Origin of the sequence: Turicimonas muris, assembly GCF_002221595.1 — a bacterium.
GTDB lineage: Bacteria > Pseudomonadota > Gammaproteobacteria > Burkholderiales > Burkholderiaceae_F > Turicimonas > Turicimonas muris.
Window position 1 is genome coordinate 1 of the sequence record NZ_NHMP01000016.1, and the last position, 20580, is coordinate 20580.

Here is a 20580-nt window from a genome sequence, read left to right on the forward strand (position 1 = left end):
TGTGAAATGAACGGTGCAGTAAGGCCGTTGTCAGCAGGAACCCAACGAGACCTTCTACAACAATAGGCTACGGCTGTTGTAGTGGTGGTAGGGAATCCTCTTCGTTCACGAAGAGGAGGATGTCAATAGGCCAGTTTGCACGAAATTTGGAGATTGCTCGTAAAATGATTTGAAGCAGATTGCTCGAACCAAGGTTAATAACGATGAGACTACTTCATACTTCAGATTGGCATCTCGGAAAGAAGCTTGCAGATCGTCCGAGAAAAGAGGTTTTTGTACAGTTTTTAAACTGGCTGTTAAAAGTCCTGAAAGAAGAAAAGATTGACTTGCTTCTAATCGCCGGAGACGTGTTCGACGTCACAATGCCCTCTCACGAAGCCCAAGAACTTTATTACGAATTTCTTGCCAGAGCTGTCAAGACCGAATGCCGCAATATTGTTGTAATTGCGGGTAATCATGACTCGGCTTCTTTTCTGGAAGCACCCGAACATCTTCTCAAATTCCTCAACATTTATGTGGTAGGTGAGGCTGAAGGCGATCCGAAAAAAGAAGTCATCGATATAAGGAAAGAGTCAGGAGAGGTTGAAGCGGTTGTTTGCGCAATCCCGTTTTTAAAGGAAAAGAACCTTTATGTAATGGGTCGCGATGATGAACTTTCAAGCAGAGACGAGCTGATAGTTGAATCTACAAAAGCACATTTTGCCTCCGTAGTACAAGAAGGGATACGAGTACGCGGTGATAAAAAGGTTCCTTTGATAGGAACGGGACACCTCTTTGTTGCAGGGGCAGATGTCTCGGATTCGGAACGGCAGCTATATATCGGCTCATTAGGACGTCTTCCCAAAACAATATTGCCTGAAGAGCTTGATTATGTCGGATTAGGTCATATCCATAAGCCGCAAACTGTGGGAGGCGATATTTCACGCAACTATAGTGGCTCTCCTATTGCTTTGGATTTCTCAGAAGGCAGTCAGCAGAAACTTGTTCGAATTGTCGATTTTGAGGAAGGGAAAGCCGAGGTAAGAAATCTGAATGTCCCGGAATTCGAGAAACTCTCATTGATAACAGGGTCGCAGGAAGAGTTAGAAACAAAGCTCAGAAACTTGGTTCAGAAAGGGGAGCGTTGTCTTGTCAGGGCAGAACACACGGGCACGATGCCTGCAAAAGATTTGTCAGGGCGTCTTAAAAACATTGCTGAGGGCACTCCGGTTGAAGTTGTTCATATTCGGGATTTAGCCAAGAAACAGTATTACTTAAGCTCGATGGTTACTGAAGAATTCGTCCACGAAATGACACCGGAAAGTGTTTTTGAGAAGCTTTTGGAAGATTGCTACGGCTTAAAGTCAGGTGCAGAGGATTTGGATGAAGAAAGGAAACAAGAAATAAGAGAGCTGCGCGAGTGTTATCAGGAAATCCTTCAGGAAATCAGATCAGGTAGCTAGTCGGAGAGAAGAATGAGAATAAAAAAACTGGAAATCGAAAACATCAATTCTTTGAAAGGTAAGTGGGCAATTGATTTCGAAGACGAGAATTATCAGAACTCCGGCCTTTTTGCGATTACGGGGCCGACAGGTGCCGGCAAGTCTACGATTCTTGACGGGATAGCACTTGCTTTATACGGCCAGACTCCAAGGTTGGGAATCCAGTCCGCCACTTCCAACGAAGTCATGAATAAAGAAAGCGGAGAGTGTTCGGCCAATGTTGAGTTTGAAGCGAACCGTAAGTTCTACCGTGCGACTTGGAGCCAAAGAAGAGCCAGGGGAAAGGTTGACGGGAATTTACAAGGTTCGGAACAGAGGTTGGAGGAGTTTGACCCTAAAGCTGAAACATGGACGCCGATCGCACAACAGGTAAAAGAAAAAGCCAAACTCATTCGGCAAGTCACCGGCCTTTCTTATGAGCAATTCAGGCGCTCCGTTCTTTTGGCTCAAGGAGATTTTGCCGCATTTCTGAAAGCTGAAGAGAAAGAGAAGGCCGAGATTTTGGAACAGGTTACCGGCACTGAAGAGTACAGGATCATATCAAGTAAGACTTTTGAAAGAAAAGCAGAAGAGGGTAGAAAGCTAGAGGGGCTAGAACTCAGACTGAAGGACAACACACTTTTCACTCCTGAGGAGCGACAAGTTAAAGAAGACTCTTTCAAGCAGCTGATCGCTAGTTTGGCAGACCTGGAAAGGTTAAGGAAGGAGATCGGTGAGAAGCTGGAATGGCGTAAAGACCTCGAAGATAAAAATCAGCGTCTCCAAAAACTGCAGCGTGAAAAAGAAACATTGGATGCGCAGAAAGAGGAAATGGAGCAGGTTAAGCGGACCTTAGAAGCTAACCAAAAAGCCCAAAAATTAGACTCGGCCTGTAATCTATTGTCGCAGAGCAGGAATGTTTTAGCAGATTTGCAAAAGAGGCTTCCGTTGGTTACTTCACAAATCCAAACCCTTATTCGTTCAGAAGACAGTGCCAAAGCTTCTGAAGTTCAAGCAGGAGAGGCGGTTAAAAGACAAAAATTAGCAAATGAACAGTTAAGAGAGGTTTTAAAGAAAGTTACTGAACTGGATTCCCAATTAAAGATTCAGGATTCGAATTTAAAGGAAGCGATCCAAAGAACGAAAACTGCAAGTGAAGCGGAAAAAACGGCAGCAATAAATTTAAAGAACGGCGAGGATTCCCTTCGCGTCAAAGAACAAGAGAAACTCAAACTAGACAACTGGCTGTCAGCTCATAAGAGTGCACAAGTTTTACATGGAAAACAAGAATCTATGACAGCACTGAGTACCAAAGCCGAGTCTTTAGCTTCTTTGAAAAAAGAAACTTTGGCCGAGTTGGCCGATGCCGGCGAAAAAGTAAAAGACACTACTCAAGTGCTTTCTCAGGTGAGCGCTGACGTAGCTAACGCAAAGAAAGAAATTGATCAGATAAAGAAAGCTATTGCTGAGAAAGAATCTCAAATCACGGACCAGCTTAAGGGGAGAGATTTAGACGAATACGAAGAAATTATTCGTGAACAAGAAAGCAAGAGCCGAAAGTTATCTGAAATAAAACCAATCTTGGCCGGTTGTTTGGAAGCTCAAGAAGCGACGAAAGCTAAGTCTGAAGAGATTCACACCACAGAAGGGCAGTTAAAGACCAATAGGGACTTGCTTGCTCAACAGAAAGAACTTGTTGAGTCCTTGGAATCTCAGAAACAGACTTTGGAGACTCTATCAGGAATCGAAGAACTCACGAAAAAAAGGGCCATGCTAGTTGACGGGCAAGAGTGTCCTCTTTGTGGCTCCAAAGACCATCCTTTTGCCGAGGCTTTGCCTGAAGGTGTTCTAAATGCTAAAAAAGAAAGAAATAAGGTCGAAAAACAACTCAAAGAAGCTGAGAGCCGAGAAGAGGAGCTCTTGAAGAGAGTCTCGAGTTTGGAGGCTACGGTCGTCTCTACAAGAGCCGCATTGAATACAGAAGAAGCCCGTTTACAAAAGTTCCGGAATGAACTCTGCGTACAAGCCAAAGGGCTCGGTTTTTCTTCGGAATGTGAGCTGCAGGTTTTGGAAAACCTTGTGATTTCCGCTGAGCAAAAGTCATTAGAAGAAAAAGCACGATGCGAAAAAATAAAAAAGAACGTCAGATCCTTTGAGAAGAAAAAGGAGACTCTTCAAGAGAAGCTTGCCAACGAAGAAACAAAGATTCGAGGCAAAGAGTTTCAGGAAGTTAACCTCCGAAGAGATCTCAAACACCAAGAAGAACAACAAAGACTCTTAAAGGAAAAGTCAGATAAAAGCGGTCAGGACTGGACTGAGCTCATTAGTACGGCCACCCTTGAATTAAAAGACGGCTTGTCAAAACCTTTTGGTAGTGAGACTTTTATAAAAGAGCTTAAACAGCTTCAAAAAGCGGGTAAAGATTTTGGTTTGAAGTCTGAAGAACTGCAGAAAGTTGTAAACGCTCTCGGTGTTCTTCAGACTGAGAAAAAAGCTCTCTTAGAACGGCATGACAACTGTCTTAAAGAATTGGAGGCTGCTGAAGTAAACCAAAAAGAAAAGCAAGCCAAGTTCGATAAAACAAAGGGCCGGAGAGAAGAGTTGTTCGGCACCAAAGATCCCGCAGTAGAAGAGAAAAGAGCAGCCGGCATACTAGAGGCCTTAGAGAAAAATTTGACTGATGTCCAAGCCAAACAACGCAACATTGAAAACGAGCTGATTCAAAAAAGAGCCGAAGCAACCGGACTGGAAAAATCGATCTCGGAAAATAACGAAAAATTAGTCCGGGAAGAAAGAAAGTGGAAAGAAGAGCTCGAGCATTCCGGCTTTATGACGGAAGAAAAATGGAAAGAGAGCAAACTTTCTGATAAGGAACAGTCGGATCGACGGCAAACTATTGATGCATACGGTCAGAGCCTCTTTGCAAAGAAAAATGAAATATCACAATTACAAAAAGAGGTAAATGAAAAGACTCTGCAGAATAAAACGGAGTTGACTTTATGGGAATTGGAAGAGCAGAAAGCGAATAATGAAAAATCTATCGGAGAACGAAATAAAGAAATCGGCGGAGTGAGAGAAGAGCTTGATCGTGATGACAAGGTAAGAAATGAGTCAAAAGCTTTGCAAGCTGAAATTGAAAAGCAAAGGAAAGTTTTCGAAAAATGGGAACGGCTCAATAATTTGATTGGACAGAAAGACGGAGCCAAGTATCAGAAGTACGTTCAAAGTTTGACGCTCGAAACTTTGATTACCAAGACAAATAAAGTGTTGTCGCAATTATCGACCAGGTATTTGCTGATTAAGAACCAAGCGGCTTCACTGGATTTGGATGTGGTGGATAATGAAATGGATGAATTGGTCCGAGCCACTTCCAATCTTTCCGGTGGTGAAACTTTTATTGTTAGCCTAGCGCTGGCTCTGGGTTTATCGGAACTAACGAGCAATAAGATCAGAATTGACTCGCTTTTCTTAGATGAAGGTTTTGGGAGCCTTGACGAAGAAAGCTTAGATAAGGCATTGACTGCTCTTGGCAATTTAAATACTTTCAATAAAGAAAGCGGTCATCAAAAATTAATCGGTGTTATTTCTCATGTGGGCCAGATTCACGAAAGGATTCCGGTTCAAATTAACGTTACGCCTCAGCAGGGAGGATCAAGTATTTTGAAAGGGCCTGGAGTTCAAAAGTTTGTATAACAGTTTCTGACCTCAATTGCACAAAGCGCAAAATAAGCCTAAGCGCTTTGTGCATTTCTTTTTACTACATAAAAATTCAAGATAGAAACATAAAAGGTTTCTATAGATAAGGAATTATTAAATTACAATATAAAGATAGCCGTTGCGCCGCTTTGGGTAACGGTAATTCGGCCGAAAAAGATTGAATCATTTGAGGTCAGCGACTGTCAGCAGTCCAGTGAAGATGGCCCAGGTCTTTTTCGGCTTTCCTAAGGAGTCGCTAATGTCGCGTAATCAAGTAAGTTCGAGAAGAACCTTCCTCAAAACAGCCTCAGCCGCAGTTATTGCCGGACCTGTTGGTTTGGCAACTGCAAAAGAAATTTCAAAAAATGACGAAATTAAATGGGATCGTGAGGCTGATGTTGTAGTCCTAGGATATGGCAATGCTGGTTCGAATGCCGCAATTGCTGCTGCCGATGCAGGTTCTTCCGTCATCATTCTGGAAAAAATGCCGGAAGGTGGCGGAAGCGTGTGTGTTTCTTCCGGCGGCTTCGTAGTGCCGACGAACAAAGACGACTATTACGCTTTTCAAAAAGCTTTGTACGAATTATCCAGATCGGAGTGGGATCCGGAAATCCTTCGTGTGTTCTGTGAAGAATCGCTCAAACTTGGCGACTATGTGAAGTCCCTGGATCCTCAAGTGATCTTAGCAATTTACGGTCACGCTGGTTACCAGAACCTTCCGGGTGCTGATTGCGTGAACAAGATTTCTCCACGCAATGTTCCGGGCAAGAAAGGTGGAGAACGACTCTTCGGTATTTTCCAGCGAGCGGTAGAAAAGCGCAATATTCCTGTCCTTCTTAACACGCCGGCTCAACAACTTATTCGGTGTGGCAACGAAGTTGCCGGTGTTGTGGCTTTGGAGAACGGCAAACCGATTAATGTGAAAGCCCGAAAAGCTGTCGTTATTGCGACCGGTGGCTTCCAGTGCAATCCGGAGCTCATGAAGAGATATGTTTTCGGTAATCCAATGGGTTATCTAGGCGGACCGAGTCATACCGGCGACGGTTTACTTATGGCTCAATCCATGGGTGCGGATTTGTGGCACATGAATTCAGTATCTGCACCGCTTGGTATTCAGGTCCCAGGCGTCAAAGCCGGCCTAGCTTTGATTACCAGACGGCCAGCTTTTATTTGGGTTGACCAGGATGGAAAACGCTTCGTTAATGAAAAGAAATTGGACTACCACTGTTCGTGGATGGCCGTTAACCAATTTGATGCTATTAAACATCGTTATCCAAGAATTCCTTGCTACATGATCATGGATAAAACCTATCTTGAAGGAGCTCCGCTCATTAGTTCAGGAGGTTCAGGATATGCCATTAACAAAGAAGGTTATATTTGGAGCAAGGACAACAAGAAGGAAATTGAATCCGGTGTCATCATTGAAGCTCCGACAATTGAAGAGTTAGGAAAGAAACTGGGAATTCCTAATCCAGCTACCCTGGTTGATACCGTCAATAGATGGAATGATGACTTAAAAACCAAAGGAATAGACACGGAATACGGACGTACACCTACTGCCGATCCTAATCAAAAAGCTGTCTTCGTGGGAAGAGACGTCAAAGCTTGGTCAGCTCCGATCGAGGAAGGACCTTTCTACGCTGTCAAACTGATTCCGGTGATGTATCACACAATGGGCGGCCCGAGAAGAAGCGTGAAGGCCGAGTGTTTGAATCCCTATGGAGAAAAGATTCCGCGTCTCTATGTAGCCGGTGAACTTGGTTCAACGTGGGGCTTGACCTATCAAGGAGCCTGCGCTAACGCTGATGCCATGATTTTTGGAAGAATCGCCGGTAAAGAAGCTGCAGCTCTGACACCGTGGTCATAATTTAACTTGTCGAAGAGGTCTTTCTTGGGCCTCTTCTCACTTCTAATCTTTCATTTAAATAGCTCTGCTCTAAAACTCAAGAATTTCAAGTTACTTCTCCTCTTTGTGCGCCTGAGAGAGTGAGAATGCAGCTAAGGACATTCAGACAAAAGAATCGAGAGATTTAATAGAGGTTGTATAAAGGTCTAGAAGAGACGAGAAAGCTGAAATTCTAGAAAATTTGCTTGCTATTTATTCACAGGACATTGTCTGAATAAAAAAAACAAAGAATAAGTTAAGGGGTGTAAATCTAAGGGTTTCTCACTAGAAAAACGCATGTTTTGAACTCTTGTTTTTCTTCAAAATCCTACCCATTGAAAATTCCCCTATTTTTTGTTTTTAGTAAAGACTTAGATGAAAACTTCTAAAAAACTATTAGCTGGTTTAATGTTCAGCTCCTTGGCTGCAGTCAGCACATCTGCTATGGCCGCAGGCTTCCAACTTACTGAGCAGAGCGTTGTAAGTATGGGTCGTTCTCATGCCGGCGCCGGCATCGTTGGAGACGACGTTTCTGCAGTTTGGTATAACCCGGCTGGTATGACTTTGCTTCCGGGAACACAATTCCAGATCAGCTCTACTATCGTTGACCTCGATATTGATTACAAAGGTTTGGACGGCTCTAGAGAAAATGGCCGTGATAAGCCTGCTCCTATTCCAGCCTTCTTTGTTTCTCATCAGATCACAGACAACCTTTGGGCCGGACTTGCTATTACTTCTCCTTACGGCATGAAGATCAGATACGGCAGCGACTGGACTGAAAGAGAAAGAGGTATCAGCGGTTCTATTATGACTGTAGATATCAATCCGAACATTGCTTGGAAGGCAACTGAGTGGTTCAGCATTGGCGCTGGTGTTTCTGCTATGTACACTCACTCCAAGATTAAGAATGGCCTTCCTATAGTTCCTGTTGGCCAAGCCTATGTAACGGGAGGGGAGTTTGAGTATAAAGGCAGTGACTGGATGTTTACCTATAACGCCGGCATCATGCTTTCTCCTCTTGAAACCCTGAGATTCGGCATTTCCTATCGTTCCGCAGCTCATGTGCATGCTAAAGGCGACTACACTGTTCGTGGCAATCTTGGTCCGATGGGATTATCCCAAACTAACTACGGCTATGGTGACCTTACAACGCCAGAAACGGTAATGATCACAGGTACTTGGGAAACTACACCATGGCTTCGTCTTTCGGCTTTAGCTCGATGGGCAAACTGGAAAAATTTCAAAGATATGCGTTTTTATACCAATGCAAATGATGGAATTTATTCTATGTTGAGCCCACAAATGTCTTCTAAGCTCACCCATATGACATTGGAAAACAATTGGAAGAGTGTCTGGTTGTTGAGTTTAGGTGCAGATATTAAAGTCAACAATCAGTGGACTATTCGAGGCGGTATCGCTTTAGAGACTGATCCTATTCACGATCAAACCAAGAGAACAGCTCTTATTCCTGATACCAAGAGACTTTGGTTGACTTGCGGTGTTTCTTGGGCTCCAACTAAGAACTGGCAGATCGATGCTGCTTACGGACATATCCGTGGTATCGGTCACAGAAAACTGTACAGCCATAATGCGGTGACGGACGCCTACACAGAGGTTGGCAAGTTCGAAAAGATGAACGCTTGGATGGGCGGCTTGCAGGTTCAATATAAGTTCTAATTTAGAAACTGCTCAATTTGAAGTGTCAGGAAGTTTGCTCCTGGCACTTTTTTATTGGCGGTGCGAAAATCAAGCTTTCTTCTTGAGAATTCTTATGGATATCTTTGAGCCTTGGCCGAGTATTGAACTATTGACGCCGTGCCTTTATACCGTTACTGAAAAACTCGACGGCTCAAATTTATGTCTCAGTATCACTGATGGAGATTTTAGAATTTTCACGAGGCAGGGAAAAAATGCCTTTGATGTTATTCCTATCCTGAAGAAACATCAGGAGCTTTTTACGCCGGTTAGGAATGCATTCGAAAGAGAATTACAAAAATCTCCTCTGTACAGCGTTTTGCCGAATTTTGGAAAGAAAGCTGTTGGATTCAACATTTACGGCGAGTTCTTAAACTTTTTGAACATGAAGAGGATTAAGTACTGTCCTCCGAAAGAAGCGTTATTTAAGATTTTTGGGGCCAGTGTTGTATTCTCGGAAGGAGAGGGCAAAAGTTCCTATCGATTGCTGTTTCCGGAAGTGGAAAAATTGCTTGAAAGCTTAGGCTTGAAAGATTCCTATTTAGTTCCTGTTCAAGAACGGCATGTATCCATTTCTGAGATTTTTTCCAGAAGAGACTTTTGCATAAATAGTGCGTATGGGAATGCCCGGGTAGAAGGTTGGGTCTTCCATCCTGAGTCGTCAGGGGCTCGGACATATAAGCTGAAAACGCCGGAATTTTTTGAGCGCTTAGCTTCTCAAAAAAAGAGAGAGACCAATGGAAAAAATTCGGAGTTGGCAGACCTTTATGTTTCTTTCTTTACGGAGAGCAGGGCTTTTTCAGTTAAGTCTAAATTTGGCTCTATAACTGCAGCAAATTTGGGAGAAGCTGTGGCAGCTTTTCTTCAAGATGTGCGGGAAGAAGCCTCTAAAACAAATCCCGAACTAATTTATTTTTTTTACAGTGAGGAAGCTTTCAAGATTAATCAGAAAACTTTTGCGCTGATGAATAGATTCAAAGAAGAGGTATAAGAAGTTAAAAAAGCGCTGTCTAAATTGCTTCTTTAGACAGCGGTCATTTTCAACAGGAGTTTGCAACTAACAACAATAAAGAAACTTATCTTTGCAGAACGTTGCTTATCTGTTCTGCGGTGTGCATCAAATCATAGGTTTGAGAGTCATCAAAAGCTGCAAAGACGTCTCCAATCTTATCGGTAATGACATACATGTCTTCCGGTGTCTTTTGAATCCAACCCAAATCTACAAGTTTTGCTAATTTACGGCGAACTGTTTCTCTTGGAATGCCGGTCACTTCAGAAATGGACAAGGCATTGCAGGCAAGAAGCTGGGGCTCTGGTGCATTTGGTGAGCGAGGCTGCAGGCCGCGTCTTTCGTCATAGAAGCGTTCAGTGTTTCTTGACGCAATTTCACCTAAAACCAAGCAAAGCGTTAAATCACCGTCATAGGCTTGATACATAGCGCGAAGACGGCTTGTCATGAATCTAAGCATGAGGACAGAGAGAACTTCTCTGTGTGCAGCATAGGCTTGCGGAGAGACTCCATTCGGAATATGCATAGACGGCAATTCAGTCGGAAAAGCTGCTCTATCCTTGGGAGTGCGACGCATTCTTAACATTTTTCCCTCCATTCGTTCCTTTTATTAGTAAATACTAGTGTTTTTACTATGGTATTTATGATAACGGGAAATCCCGTAATGAGCAAGTATTAATAAGCGTTGTACATCACATAAATACGGTATTAACTAAGAATTTATAGCAAGTTCTCTTTTGTAAACAAATAGTTATGAAGCTAAATAATTAGCCAATATTTACAATTTATTACATTTTTAATGTAGCTTCCACTTTCGTATGCGAACTATTTCTTTTTCTTTAAATCAATAAGATAAAGAAATTTTTTATAGAAAAGGAGAAAGAGGCTTTCCTGTTTTGCTGATTGAAATGCAAGATTGTTAATTGTTTTCCCTTGTTTTTGAGATTCTCTGAACTTTGAAAAAGGCAGAAAACAAGATGTCTAAATTCTTCAAAAACTACAATGGGCGAGAGTTGACAAGATTCGTAATCTTGTGTAAAGAAGATAAGGAGTCTCAACTGCCTTTTTATGAAGCGGTAATTCCTTGGTAAAGTTATCTGAGATTGCGGTTGTCAAAGATATAGATTCTTTTCGAATAAATTCCTAATTTTGAAGCGTGAAAAATTATCGGGTTGATTACTGAGGATCGAAGATCTCATGGCCTCTTATCTGCAAGCGTCAAATATTCTCTTCTTTGATTTTTTTCTCATTCAACGATAATGAACAGGCGTCAGATCTAGAAGTTAACCAGAGACATTCTGCTTTTACGAACTCTCTCAGCCTGAACTGATTGTTTTGAGGAGTAAGGCTAAAAATCTGTCTCCTAAAGTTTAAAATTCCCGAAACTATTGTGAAGGAATAAGAGTCAATGTCTGAGCAAACTGGATTTAAAGATTTCGGTTTAGATGAAAAGTTATTAAAAGCGGTAGAAAAAGTCGGCTACACAACACCGACACCTATTCAAATCAAGGCCATTCCGGTTGTCTTGGAAGGAAAAGATGTTATGGGGGCTGCTCAGACCGGCACCGGTAAAACAGCTAGCTTCGGACTTCCGATTCTTCAAAATTTGCTCAAATACGAAAATGCCAGCGTCTCTCCGGCGCGCCATCCGGTACGGGCTCTTATTCTGACGCCGACGAGAGAATTGGCTCTGCAGGTCGCTGAAAACCTCGAACAATACGCTTCTGAAACGAAACTTCGAGTCGCTTGCGTCTACGGCGGCGTGGATATTAAGCCGCAATCCATAGAGTTAAGAAAAGGCATTGAAGTATTGATTGCCACACCCGGACGCTTGCTCGATCATCTGGAACAAAGAAATACTTCTCTAAAGAATGTTGAAATAGTGATCCTCGATGAAGCAGATCGCATGCTGGATATGGGCTTTCTTCCGGATATCACAAAAATCCTGAAAGAGCTTCCTCCGAAACGTCAGGGTTTGATGTTCTCCGCGACATTCTCTCCTGAAATTAAAAAACTTGGACAGAGTTTCTTAAATGAACCGGTCATGATTGAAGTTGCCAGACAAAACACGACGGCTTCAACCATCACCCAGGAACTTTATGAGGTTCCTGATGGCAAGAAAACAGATTCTCTTGTCGAAATTCTCACGACAAAAGGAGTCGATGACCAAGGAAATACTTTGCAGGCAATTATCTTTGTTAATTCCAAACTAATGGCCGGTCGCCTTTCAAGGCAGCTGAACAGATACGGTTTCTTGGCTGATGCCATTCATGGAGATAAATCTCAGGAAGAAAGAACTAAAACCTTGGGAGCATTTAAAGACGGCACTATCAATTATTTGGTTGCTACGGATGTGGCTGCACGCGGCCTTGATATTCCGGATATGCCGTTGGTTATCAATTTTGATATTCCTTTCATGGCCGAAGATTATGTTCACCGAATCGGCAGAACCGGCCGTGCCGGTGCTAAAGGATTGGCGATCAGCTTGATGACTTCCGAAGATGAAAACAATGTTGAGGCTATCGAGAAGTTAACCAAAAAGAAATTCAATCGAATTGACCTATCTCCGAAGAAGATCAAATTCGATTATGTAAATCCTAATAAGAAGTACACCTATCAGAAAGTAAAACAAGACGTCGATCCGTTCTTCTTGAATCCTTATGTCCCGTCTAAAACAGTTTCCCAAAAGCCTGTCGCTAAAACGGTCGCTATTGTTGAATCAATTCACGAGCACAAACCGAAACTAGTCGCAGCTCTTCTCGGAGGAACGGGCAGAAGAGGTTAGCCGTCTATTCCGCGAAATACGGACTTTTTCTCCAAAGGTCAACCGCCTTGGAGAAAAATCCTTCGCAGCTGTCAAAAGAAAATCTCTCAAAACCAAGGTGTGTCCAGGCCTTGTCGATTTCTGCGTCAATATTTTCTAAATCAAGTCCGGTTGCGCCGTTTTGCTTAGAAAGTTTTTGGCCGTTCTCGCCGAGTACGAGCGGAATATGCATATACGAAGGGGTGCTATATTTCAGAGCTTTCTGCAGTTCGATTTGCCGCGGCGTATTGTCGAGCAAGTCTGCACCTCGGACGATATGAGTAATTCCTTGTTGATGGTCATCTACGACGACTGCCAATTGATAAGCCCAAAATCCGTCAGCTCTTTTTAAAACGAAATCTCCGACTTCCTGCTCTATATTTTGTCGGTACTCACCGAAGTGACGATCTCTAAAGAATCTGTCTTCGGAAGGAACTTTAAAGCGCCAAGCCCTGATCCCTTCGGTCAGATGTTTGTCTCGGCAGATTCCGGGATAGATGTTCGCCGGTTTTCCTCTGGCGTTTTGATATTCAGCAATTTGTTTACGAGAACAGCTGCAGCCGTAAACAAATTTATTAGTAATTAGGTAATCTAAGGCTTCTTTGTACAGATGATGACGATCTGACTGATAAACGATAGGCTCGTCAGACGAAAGTCCTAGAACTCTTAATGTTTTAAGAATCTTGGGGGCTGCCCATGCAGGTTCACGCGGAGGATCTAAGTCTTCGATGCGAACAAGCCAACTTCCGTTATGCGCTTTGGCATCAAGATAGCTGGCAATAGCACAGACAAGACTTCCTAAATGCAGTTCTCCAGTCGGAGAGGGTGCAAATCTTCCAATATAGGTGGCCAAATTATCCTCAGTCAGCTTACGGGCAGTTCAAAAGATCTTACTCTTCTTCACCGCCGCTTGAGCCTTTCTGTTTCTTTGGTGTCTGAGGACTGTCGAACATGCTTTGAGGGAGCCCGACCACAGCGGCATCTCTCTGCTGATTAGCCCCTAAAGTTAAACTCGGATGAGAGATGATTTGAGGAGCTTGCGCCGGATAAGGAGTGGCACTATCCGTATTCGGGTCTGTCAGATGCGGCGGAGGACTGGAATGAGTCGCTTTAGCGGAAACCGACGAGGCATTGTTGCTCGTTGCCGGTGTAACGCTGACAGCATAGCTTGGACCCGGCATAATAATGCCGTTGGCTACGCAGGCATCATTGATGGCATTTAGAAAAGCAGCTTCCAAGCGGTAAGGTTCCATCAGTTCAATTGGATCAACCCAGACAACAAGTTCAACGTTAATGCCGAAATTTCCGAAGCCGGTGATGCCGCATTCAACCTCGTGGTATTGATCGGGCTTGATGCAGAAGGGAACTTGAATGGCAGCATTCTCAATAATTTCCTTGACTTTTCTAAAGTCGATGCCGTAGGCAACGCTGAAGGGAAAAATCTTTCGGACCCCTCGAGGATTCAGCGTGTAGTTAGTAAAAGGTTTATCAATCAGGTTTGCATTCGGGACGATGATATCTTCTCCAATAGGAGTAACGATTCGCGTAGCACGAATCGTAATCATGTTGACTTTGCCGATATGTCCGGAAGGAGTGCAGATAACGTCTCCGACGCTTACAGCTTTTTCCGTGATAAGAATCAAACCGGCGATAGAGTTGTTGACGATGGTCTGTAAACCAAAGCCGATACCGACGGAAAGAGCGGAAACTAAAATAGCTAAGTGAGTAACCGGAAGGCCGATGGCGGCAAAGCCGAACATCAAACCTGCACACAGAATTGCCCAGTGAACGAACTTGGCAAACATCTGCAGGGATTCCATGCGGACTTGACTTCCGCGGTGTTTGCCGATGCGAGTAATACTGGCTTCCGCAGCTTTCCCTAAAAAATAGGTGACTATAAAAATAATCACGAATTCAATCAGATCGAAGCTGTTGATGGGGACGCCGCCAACCGTAAACAAGTTTATCTTCAGCGGCTCAAACAAAGGACTTAAGCTGCTGAAGGTATGCTCAAGAAGGTTGAGATCTGAATTTGTTGACATAGAAAGCCCTCAATCAATATAAGGCAAGACTACAAGAAATCTTGCCTTACTAAGTTCTCTTCTACCTCAGAACGGTCGCCAAGAAGTCAGCTAAATCTCCGATTTCGTCGAGATCTATTGAGTGCTGCAGGCCTGGATAGCCATGGGCTGAAAGTTTGTCTGCACCGAGTTTCCGGAGGTAGCTAACGGAGATTTGGGTAAAGGCAGGGGGCACGACAGAATCTTCTTCTCCATAACCGATGAAGATTGGAGATTTGATAGCGCTCCCCACGTGCTCAACTTCTTCTTTATCAATTAACGGGAGGTATCCGCTCAATCCGAAGAAGCCTCCGATCGGCTTATCAAGCTGGACAGCTGCGTAAAGAGTCATGCAGCAACCTTGAGAAAATCCACCTAAGAAAATTCGGTCTCTTGGAATGCCTTTAGATTCTTCTTCGGAAATTAATCTGCGGATGAGTTGGAATGTTTTTTTGATTCCCTCTGCGTCCTCTCTGTCTCTGCTTTCGAGACTGTAAAGATCGAACCAACCCCGCATCTCATATCCGTTGTTCATTGAGATTGGAATATACGGAGCGTTAGGTAAGACCATTCTTGTGCTTTCAAGAGGAGCGCCGCTTGCAATCAGCTCTTCTCTGAAATGCCCAAAATCGCTTCCGTCGGCTCCCAAGCCATGAAGCATAATGATGGCGGAGTCGGCTTTTCCTTCAGGCTCAAGAATCAGAGAATCTATGATTTCAGGCCGCTTGGCAGATTTCGGACGGAAGGCTTTAACGTATGTGGCATCCGTTTCAATAGTCGGACCGCCGATTAATTCTATGCAGTAAGGAACGGCAGCAAATACGCCGTTAACGCCTTTAGCAGGGAGACCCTCTAAAGTCTCTGCAATGGCCTTAGGCTGACCCGGAAGATTAATGATGAGAGCAGCGTGGTCTTCGGTTTCTCTTAATGCACCTACTTGACGGGACAGAATAGCGGTCGGAACAAAAACGGAAGAAATTCTTCTCATTTGTTCTCCGAATCCGGGCACCTCTCTGGTTGCGATTTCTAAAGTGGCATCAGGTGTGACGTCTCTGCGTGCAGGCCCAGTGCCGCCGGTGGTCAGAACTAAATCGCATTTTTTTTCATCAACCAGTTCTTTCAAAACGGCTTTAATCGTTTCTTTATCATCGGGAATAAGTCTTTCTTCGACTTCAAACGGATTCAGGATGACTTTTTTGAGCCAGTCTTTAAGCGAAGGAATTCCCAAATCTTTATAAGTGCCTTGAGAAGCACGATCTGAAATAGAAACTAAGCCGATTCGAGTATTTTTATTCATCTGTATCTTCCTCTTCTTCTTTGACTTCAAGGATCAACGGAGGCAGCACCATGTTATGAACGAGTCTGTAAAGTTCTCTGGATGCTTTGGGAGGTTTGTTGTTTTGAGCCTCCTTTCTGGCGTTGCGAATGAGCTGGCGAACTAACTGAACATCTACTTCCGGGAAGTCAGCGATAAATTTCGTCAATGCTTCGTCTTGTGCAATGAGAGCATCTCTAAGTCTTTCGGATTTATGAAGAGCTGCCACGGCTGCTTTGTCATTACCTTTAGCACGGTCGATAGCTAATCTGACTTGATTGCCGTCTAAAGATCTCATGTACTTGCCGATGAGCTGCAGCTGACGTCTCTTAGCGCCGAAGCTTCTCATTTTGTGAAACTCTTGTAGCTCCGCGAGAATTACGTCCGGAAGAGGAATTTTGGCTAAGGTTTCAGGTCCTAATTCCGTAAGCTCTTTTCCAAGATCCTGCAAATATTCTGCTTGTCTTTTTAATTCGCTTTTGCTTGGTCCGGAGTACTCTTCGTTGTCGTCTGTATAGTCTGTCATTTTTTACTTAATAATTGGTCAGGATCTCCTTGTTAGGAGTATCTTTAAAGATTCCATTATCATAGTCCCCTCAACGGTTGTAACGGCAGATTAAATGAAAAAAAGCCCCACATTAAGTAGTAAAGACTTTCTTGAAAACCAAGTCCGATACGCCTTGGACTATGCGCTCTCAAAAGGAGCCACTTCAGCGGCTGCTGAAGTGCAGGATCAAAACGGACTTAACATTAACGTCCGTAATTTGGATGTCGAAACTCTCGAACATACAAGAGACAGAAGTTTTGCCATCACTGTCTATATCAATCAGAGAAGAGGCAGTGCCTCAACCGGTGACTTGACCCGCGAAAGCATTGAGCAGACGGTAAGAGCCGCGGTTGATATCGCAAATTACACCTCTGAAGATCCCTGCGCAGGGCTACCGGAAAAAGATCTGCTATGTACTAAGTTTGAAGACCTTTCTCTATGGCATCCGTGGAAGATTTCCTCTGAAGAGGCGATCGAAATCTGCAAGGCTGCAGAAAAGGCGGCTTTAGAAGGAGATTCCCGAATTGTGAATTCGGAAGGATCTAACCTGAGCACCAACGTGGGAAGATTTGTTCTGGGCAATACTTTAGGGTTCTGCAGCGGCTTTGATTACAGCAACCACTCGTTGGATACATCAGTCATTGCTGAAGACGACAGCGGAATGCAAGTGGGGTTCTGGTATGACATGGGAGTAAGCCCTTCTCAGCTTGCTTCTCCGGAAAGTATTGGTAGAGAGGCTGCAAAAAGGGCTGCGGCCATGCTGTCGGCAAAGAATTTATCTACGAGAGAATGTTCCGTTATTTTTGACCCCTATACGGCAAAAAGTTTGATCAGGCTCTACATCTCTGCGGTCTCGGGCTCTCAGCTCTACCGCAATCTCTCTTTCCTGACAAATTCTCTGGGAACTCAGGTATTTCCGGAATTCTTATCAATGAAAGAAGATCCGTTTGTCAAAGAGGGCTATGGTTCTGCTCCTTTCGATGATGAAGGTGTCCGACCTTCCAAGAGATTTTTCGTTGAGAACGGAGTCGTCAAGGGATATTTCCTTTCCACTTATTCCGCAAGAAAGCTTGGCATGAAGACTACAGGGAATGCCGGAGGGCCTTACAACATCTCTCTTCACGCTGAAAAAGAGCATGAAGAAATGACACTTGAAAAATTAATGGAAAGAATGGGAACGGGACTTCTCGTGACTTCTTTAATCGGCCAGGGAGTTAATTTGACTACCGGCGATTATTCGCGCGGAGCTAAAGGCTTCTGGGTTGAAAACGGTAAAATAGCTTATCCGGTGGACGGAATCACCGTCGCCGGAAATTTGAGAAATATGTTTTTGAATGTCGAAGCAATTGGCCAAGATATCCTTGCCTGCGACAATTATCGTACCGGCTCAGTTTTGATCAAAAATCTAAAAATTGCTGGTAACTAAGGATCGAGAAAAGGTCCACAAGACCGTGGTAAAGACTATTATTTGCATATAACTTTTATATCACCAAGGAATCAAAAATGCAGAAAAAAAATATTGACTGGGCCAATTTGAGCTTTGGTTACCAGCCGACTGATTTTAGATTTGAAGCACGATGGAAAGACGGTAAATGGGATGAAGGAAAGCTTACCGACAATCCCAATATTGAATTGTCCGAAGCTGCCTGTGTTTTTCACTATGCACAGTGCTGTTTCGAAGGCTTGAAAGCCTATGAAACAGAAAAGGGCGAAATCGTGACTTTCCGCCCTGAAGAAAACGGCAAACGTATGTTCAATACGGCAAAGCGTTTGGAAATGCCGAGCTTCCCTGTGGAGAAGTTCGTTAAGGCTGTAGAAGATGTAGTCCGTGCCAATGCGGCATGGGTTCCTCCGCATGGAACAGGCGCTACTCTTTATATCCGCCCGGTAATGATTGGTTCCGGTCCGCAGATCGGTGTGGCTCCTGCACATGAATTCATCTTCAGAATCTTTGTGATGCCGGTTGGCTCTTATTTTAAAGGTGCAGTCAAGCCGATTAAGCTCAAAGTTGCTGAGTATGACCGTGCAGCTCCTCATGGAACGGGCAACATCAAGGCCGGCTTGAACTATGCCATGAGCTTGTATCCGACAATGGAAGCTCATAGGGAAGGTTATGCAGAAAACGTTTACTTGGATCCGGCAACTCGCACATTCGTTGAAGAAACCGGTGGTACAAACATCATGTTTGTAGACAAAGAAGGAACTATTGTAATTCCATCTTCTCCGTCTATTCTTCCGTCTATCACTCGTCGTTCTTTGGTTGAAGTCGCAAGAGACATCTTAGGATACAAGGTTGAAGAACGACCGGTCAGATTCGATGAAATCAAAGATATGCAGGAAATGGCCGTTATTGGTACAGCCGCTGTTTTGGCTCCGGTCGGAATGGTCCACTCTAAGGACGGTGATATTTACTTGCCGACCGGAATGGACAAGATTGGTCCTGTCAGCGCCAAGCTCCGCGAAACCTTGACCGGCATCCAGATGGGCGACATTGAAGACGTTAAGGGCTGGGTCCATAAGATCGACTTAAATAAGTAAGCTAAACTAGCTTGTAAAAGGAAGGGGAGGCAGAGGCTTCCTCTTTTCGTAAGAAAATTCAGTTCTTTTAAGGGCAATAAAAAAGCTGAAGAACGAGGTGAACTTCAGCTTTGTAGCTATGGAGAGAAGCTTATTCTCTTTCAGCTAAGATTTTCTTCCAGCGTTCAACTTGGTAAGCAACTTGGTGTGGCGCTGTGCCGCCAACATGATCGCGGGCCTTGAGAGAGCCTTCAAGAGTCAAACTCGCATAGACGTCTTCGTCAATGAGAGGATTGAACTGTTTGAGCTCTTCCAAAGAGAGTTCGTGAAGCTGACAATTCTTTTCAGAAGCCAAGCGAACGGCACAGCCGACGGCTTCGTGAGCATCTCTGAAGGGAAGGCCTTTTCTGACGAGATAGTCGGCAAAGTCAGTTGCAGTGGCAAAGCCTTCCTGTAAAGCCGCTCTCATTTTTTCTTTTCTTACCTGGATTCCCGGGACCATTTCAGCAAAAGCTCTGAGGGTGTCTTTGACGGTATCGATAGTGTCAAAGAGTGGTTCTTTATCTTCTTGGTTGTCTTTGTTGTAGGCTAGTGGTTGTCCTTTCATCAGCATTAAGAGGCCCATCAAATGGCCGACAACACGGCCGACTTTGCCTCTGGCAGCTTCAGGAACGTCCGGATTCTTCTTCTGCGGCATGATGGAAGAGCCGGTAGTGAATCTGTCTGGAAGACTGATGAATCCAAAGCCGGAGGACATCCAGTAAACGAGCTCTTCAGACAAGCGGGATATATGAACCATTGTCAAAGAAGAGCAACTACAGAATTCAACGGCAAAGTCTCTGTCACTGACGGAGTCTAAAGAGTTCTGTGTAACGGAATCCATGCCGAGTTGAGCGGCGGTGAATTCGCGGTCGATTGGGTATGTTGTACCTGCTAAAGCAGCAGCACCTAATGGTGAAATATTGACGCGTTTATAGCAGTCTAAGAAACGCTGTCTGTCTCTTTCGAACATTTCAACATATGCAAGCATATGATGGCCGAAAGAAACCGGCTGAGCAATCTGCATGTGAGTAAAGCCCGGCATCAAAGTGTCGACGTTCTTCTCAGCAATGGTGAGAAGGCTGTGCTGAAGGTGCTCGATTAAAGAAACGATTTCTTTAATTTGGTCTCTTAAATAAATGCGGATGTCTAAGGCAACTTGATCGTTTCTGCTGCGGCCTGTATGGAGGCGCTTTCCAGCATCACCGATAAGGGATGTCAAACGAGCCTCGATATTCAGGTGAACGTCTTCGAGCTCCAGCTTCCATTTAAAGGTACCGTGCTTGATTTCTTCAGAAATCTGTTTCATTCCGCGTTCAATGTCAGCCAAATCTTTCTGTGAAATGATTTTGCTTTTAGCGAGCATTCTTGCATGAGCTAATGACCCGGCGATATCAGCTTCTGCCAATCTCTTGTCGAAACCAACGCTGGCAGTGTAACGAAGAACAAATTCAGCCATCGGTTCGGAGAAACGTCCGCTCCACGCTTCTTTTTTAGAAGCGAGAGGGTCAGCATGAACTTTTAAGTGCTTATCAGAAGACATTTTTACTAAGA

At 44.0% G+C, this 20580-nt stretch carries 14 protein-coding genes; 8 read left to right on the top strand and 6 right to left on the bottom strand.

What is annotated here, in order from left to right:
- Nucleotides 1-203 precede the first annotated feature (203 nt).
- The 5 genes from ADH67_RS12920 (at nucleotide 204) to ADH67_RS12940 (ending at nucleotide 9727) form a co-directional block, all read left to right on the top strand.
- A complete protein-coding gene (locus ADH67_RS12920; protein WP_066593570.1) occupies nucleotides 204-1442 on the top strand; it encodes an exonuclease SbcCD subunit D C-terminal domain-containing protein in 1239 nt (412 codons plus the stop codon).
- 12 nt (nucleotides 1443-1454) lie between these two features.
- Nucleotides 1455-5153: an AAA family ATPase gene (locus tag ADH67_RS12925; protein WP_066593568.1), complete on the top strand. Its 3699-nt coding sequence runs from the start codon at nucleotides 1455-1457 to the stop codon at nucleotides 5151-5153.
- A 262-nt stretch (nucleotides 5154-5415) separates the two neighbouring features.
- Nucleotides 5416-7023: an FAD-dependent oxidoreductase gene (locus tag ADH67_RS12930; protein WP_084081502.1), complete on the top strand. Its 1608-nt coding sequence runs from the start codon at nucleotides 5416-5418 to the stop codon at nucleotides 7021-7023.
- Between the two features lie 393 nt (nucleotides 7024-7416).
- On the top strand, nucleotides 7417-8718 hold the full coding sequence (locus tag ADH67_RS12935) for an OmpP1/FadL family transporter (protein ID WP_066593566.1): 1302 nt from the start codon (nucleotides 7417-7419) through the stop codon (nucleotides 8716-8718).
- Between the two features lie 94 nt (nucleotides 8719-8812).
- Nucleotides 8813-9727 carry an RNA ligase family protein gene (locus tag ADH67_RS12940; protein WP_084081501.1) on the top strand — a complete coding sequence of 305 codons (915 nt, stop codon included), beginning with the start codon at nucleotides 8813-8815 and terminating at the stop codon, nucleotides 9725-9727.
- An 85-nt stretch (nucleotides 9728-9812) separates the two neighbouring features.
- Here the strand turns inward: ADH67_RS12940 and ADH67_RS12945 are convergent, their stop codons facing one another.
- Complete coding sequence (locus tag ADH67_RS12945; RefSeq protein WP_236578528.1) at nucleotides 9813-10331, bottom strand: IclR family transcriptional regulator; 519 nt, start codon at nucleotides 10329-10331, stop codon at nucleotides 9813-9815.
- Between the two features lie 822 nt (nucleotides 10332-11153).
- Between ADH67_RS12945 and ADH67_RS12955 the strand changes: the two genes are divergently transcribed.
- Complete coding sequence (locus ADH67_RS12955) at nucleotides 11154-12530, top strand: DEAD/DEAH box helicase (RefSeq protein WP_066593555.1); 1377 nt, start codon at nucleotides 11154-11156, stop codon at nucleotides 12528-12530.
- Between the two features lie 4 nt (nucleotides 12531-12534).
- On the opposite strand, the gene gluQRS is transcribed toward ADH67_RS12955, so the two are convergent.
- From gluQRS to yjgA, 4 genes are all read right to left on the bottom strand, one after another.
- Nucleotides 12535-13401, bottom strand: coding sequence for a tRNA glutamyl-Q(34) synthetase GluQRS (gene gluQRS / locus ADH67_RS12960; protein ID WP_066593552.1), 867 nt, complete (start codon nucleotides 13399-13401; stop codon nucleotides 12535-12537).
- 37 nt (nucleotides 13402-13438) lie between these two features.
- Nucleotides 13439-14590 carry a mechanosensitive ion channel family protein gene (locus tag ADH67_RS12965; RefSeq protein WP_066593549.1) on the bottom strand — a complete coding sequence of 384 codons (1152 nt, stop codon included), beginning with the start codon at nucleotides 14588-14590 and terminating at the stop codon, nucleotides 13439-13441.
- A 61-nt stretch (nucleotides 14591-14651) separates the two neighbouring features.
- On the bottom strand, nucleotides 14652-15905 hold the full coding sequence (gene mog, locus ADH67_RS12970; RefSeq protein WP_066593547.1) for a molybdopterin adenylyltransferase: 1254 nt from the start codon (nucleotides 15903-15905) through the stop codon (nucleotides 14652-14654).
- Nucleotides 15898-16449, bottom strand: coding sequence for a ribosome biogenesis factor YjgA (gene yjgA / locus ADH67_RS12975; RefSeq protein WP_066593545.1), 552 nt, complete (start codon nucleotides 16447-16449; stop codon nucleotides 15898-15900). The genes mog and yjgA overlap by 8 nt, the downstream gene beginning before the upstream one ends.
- Nucleotides 16450-16543: 94 nt before the next feature.
- On the opposite strand from yjgA, the gene pmbA reads away from it, so the two are divergent.
- Nucleotides 16544-17896: a metalloprotease PmbA gene (gene pmbA, locus ADH67_RS12980; RefSeq protein ID WP_066593544.1), complete on the top strand. Its 1353-nt coding sequence runs from the start codon at nucleotides 16544-16546 to the stop codon at nucleotides 17894-17896.
- A 77-nt stretch (nucleotides 17897-17973) separates the two neighbouring features.
- On the top strand, nucleotides 17974-19008 hold the full coding sequence (locus ADH67_RS12985; protein ID WP_066593543.1) for a branched-chain amino acid aminotransferase: 1035 nt from the start codon (nucleotides 17974-17976) through the stop codon (nucleotides 19006-19008).
- Between the two features lie 130 nt (nucleotides 19009-19138).
- Here the strand turns inward: ADH67_RS12985 and argH are convergent, their stop codons facing one another.
- Nucleotides 19139-20569, bottom strand: a complete 1431-nt coding sequence (gene argH / locus ADH67_RS12990) for an argininosuccinate lyase (protein ID WP_066593541.1) — start codon at nucleotides 20567-20569, stop codon at nucleotides 19139-19141.
- Nucleotides 20570-20580 lie beyond the last annotated feature (11 nt).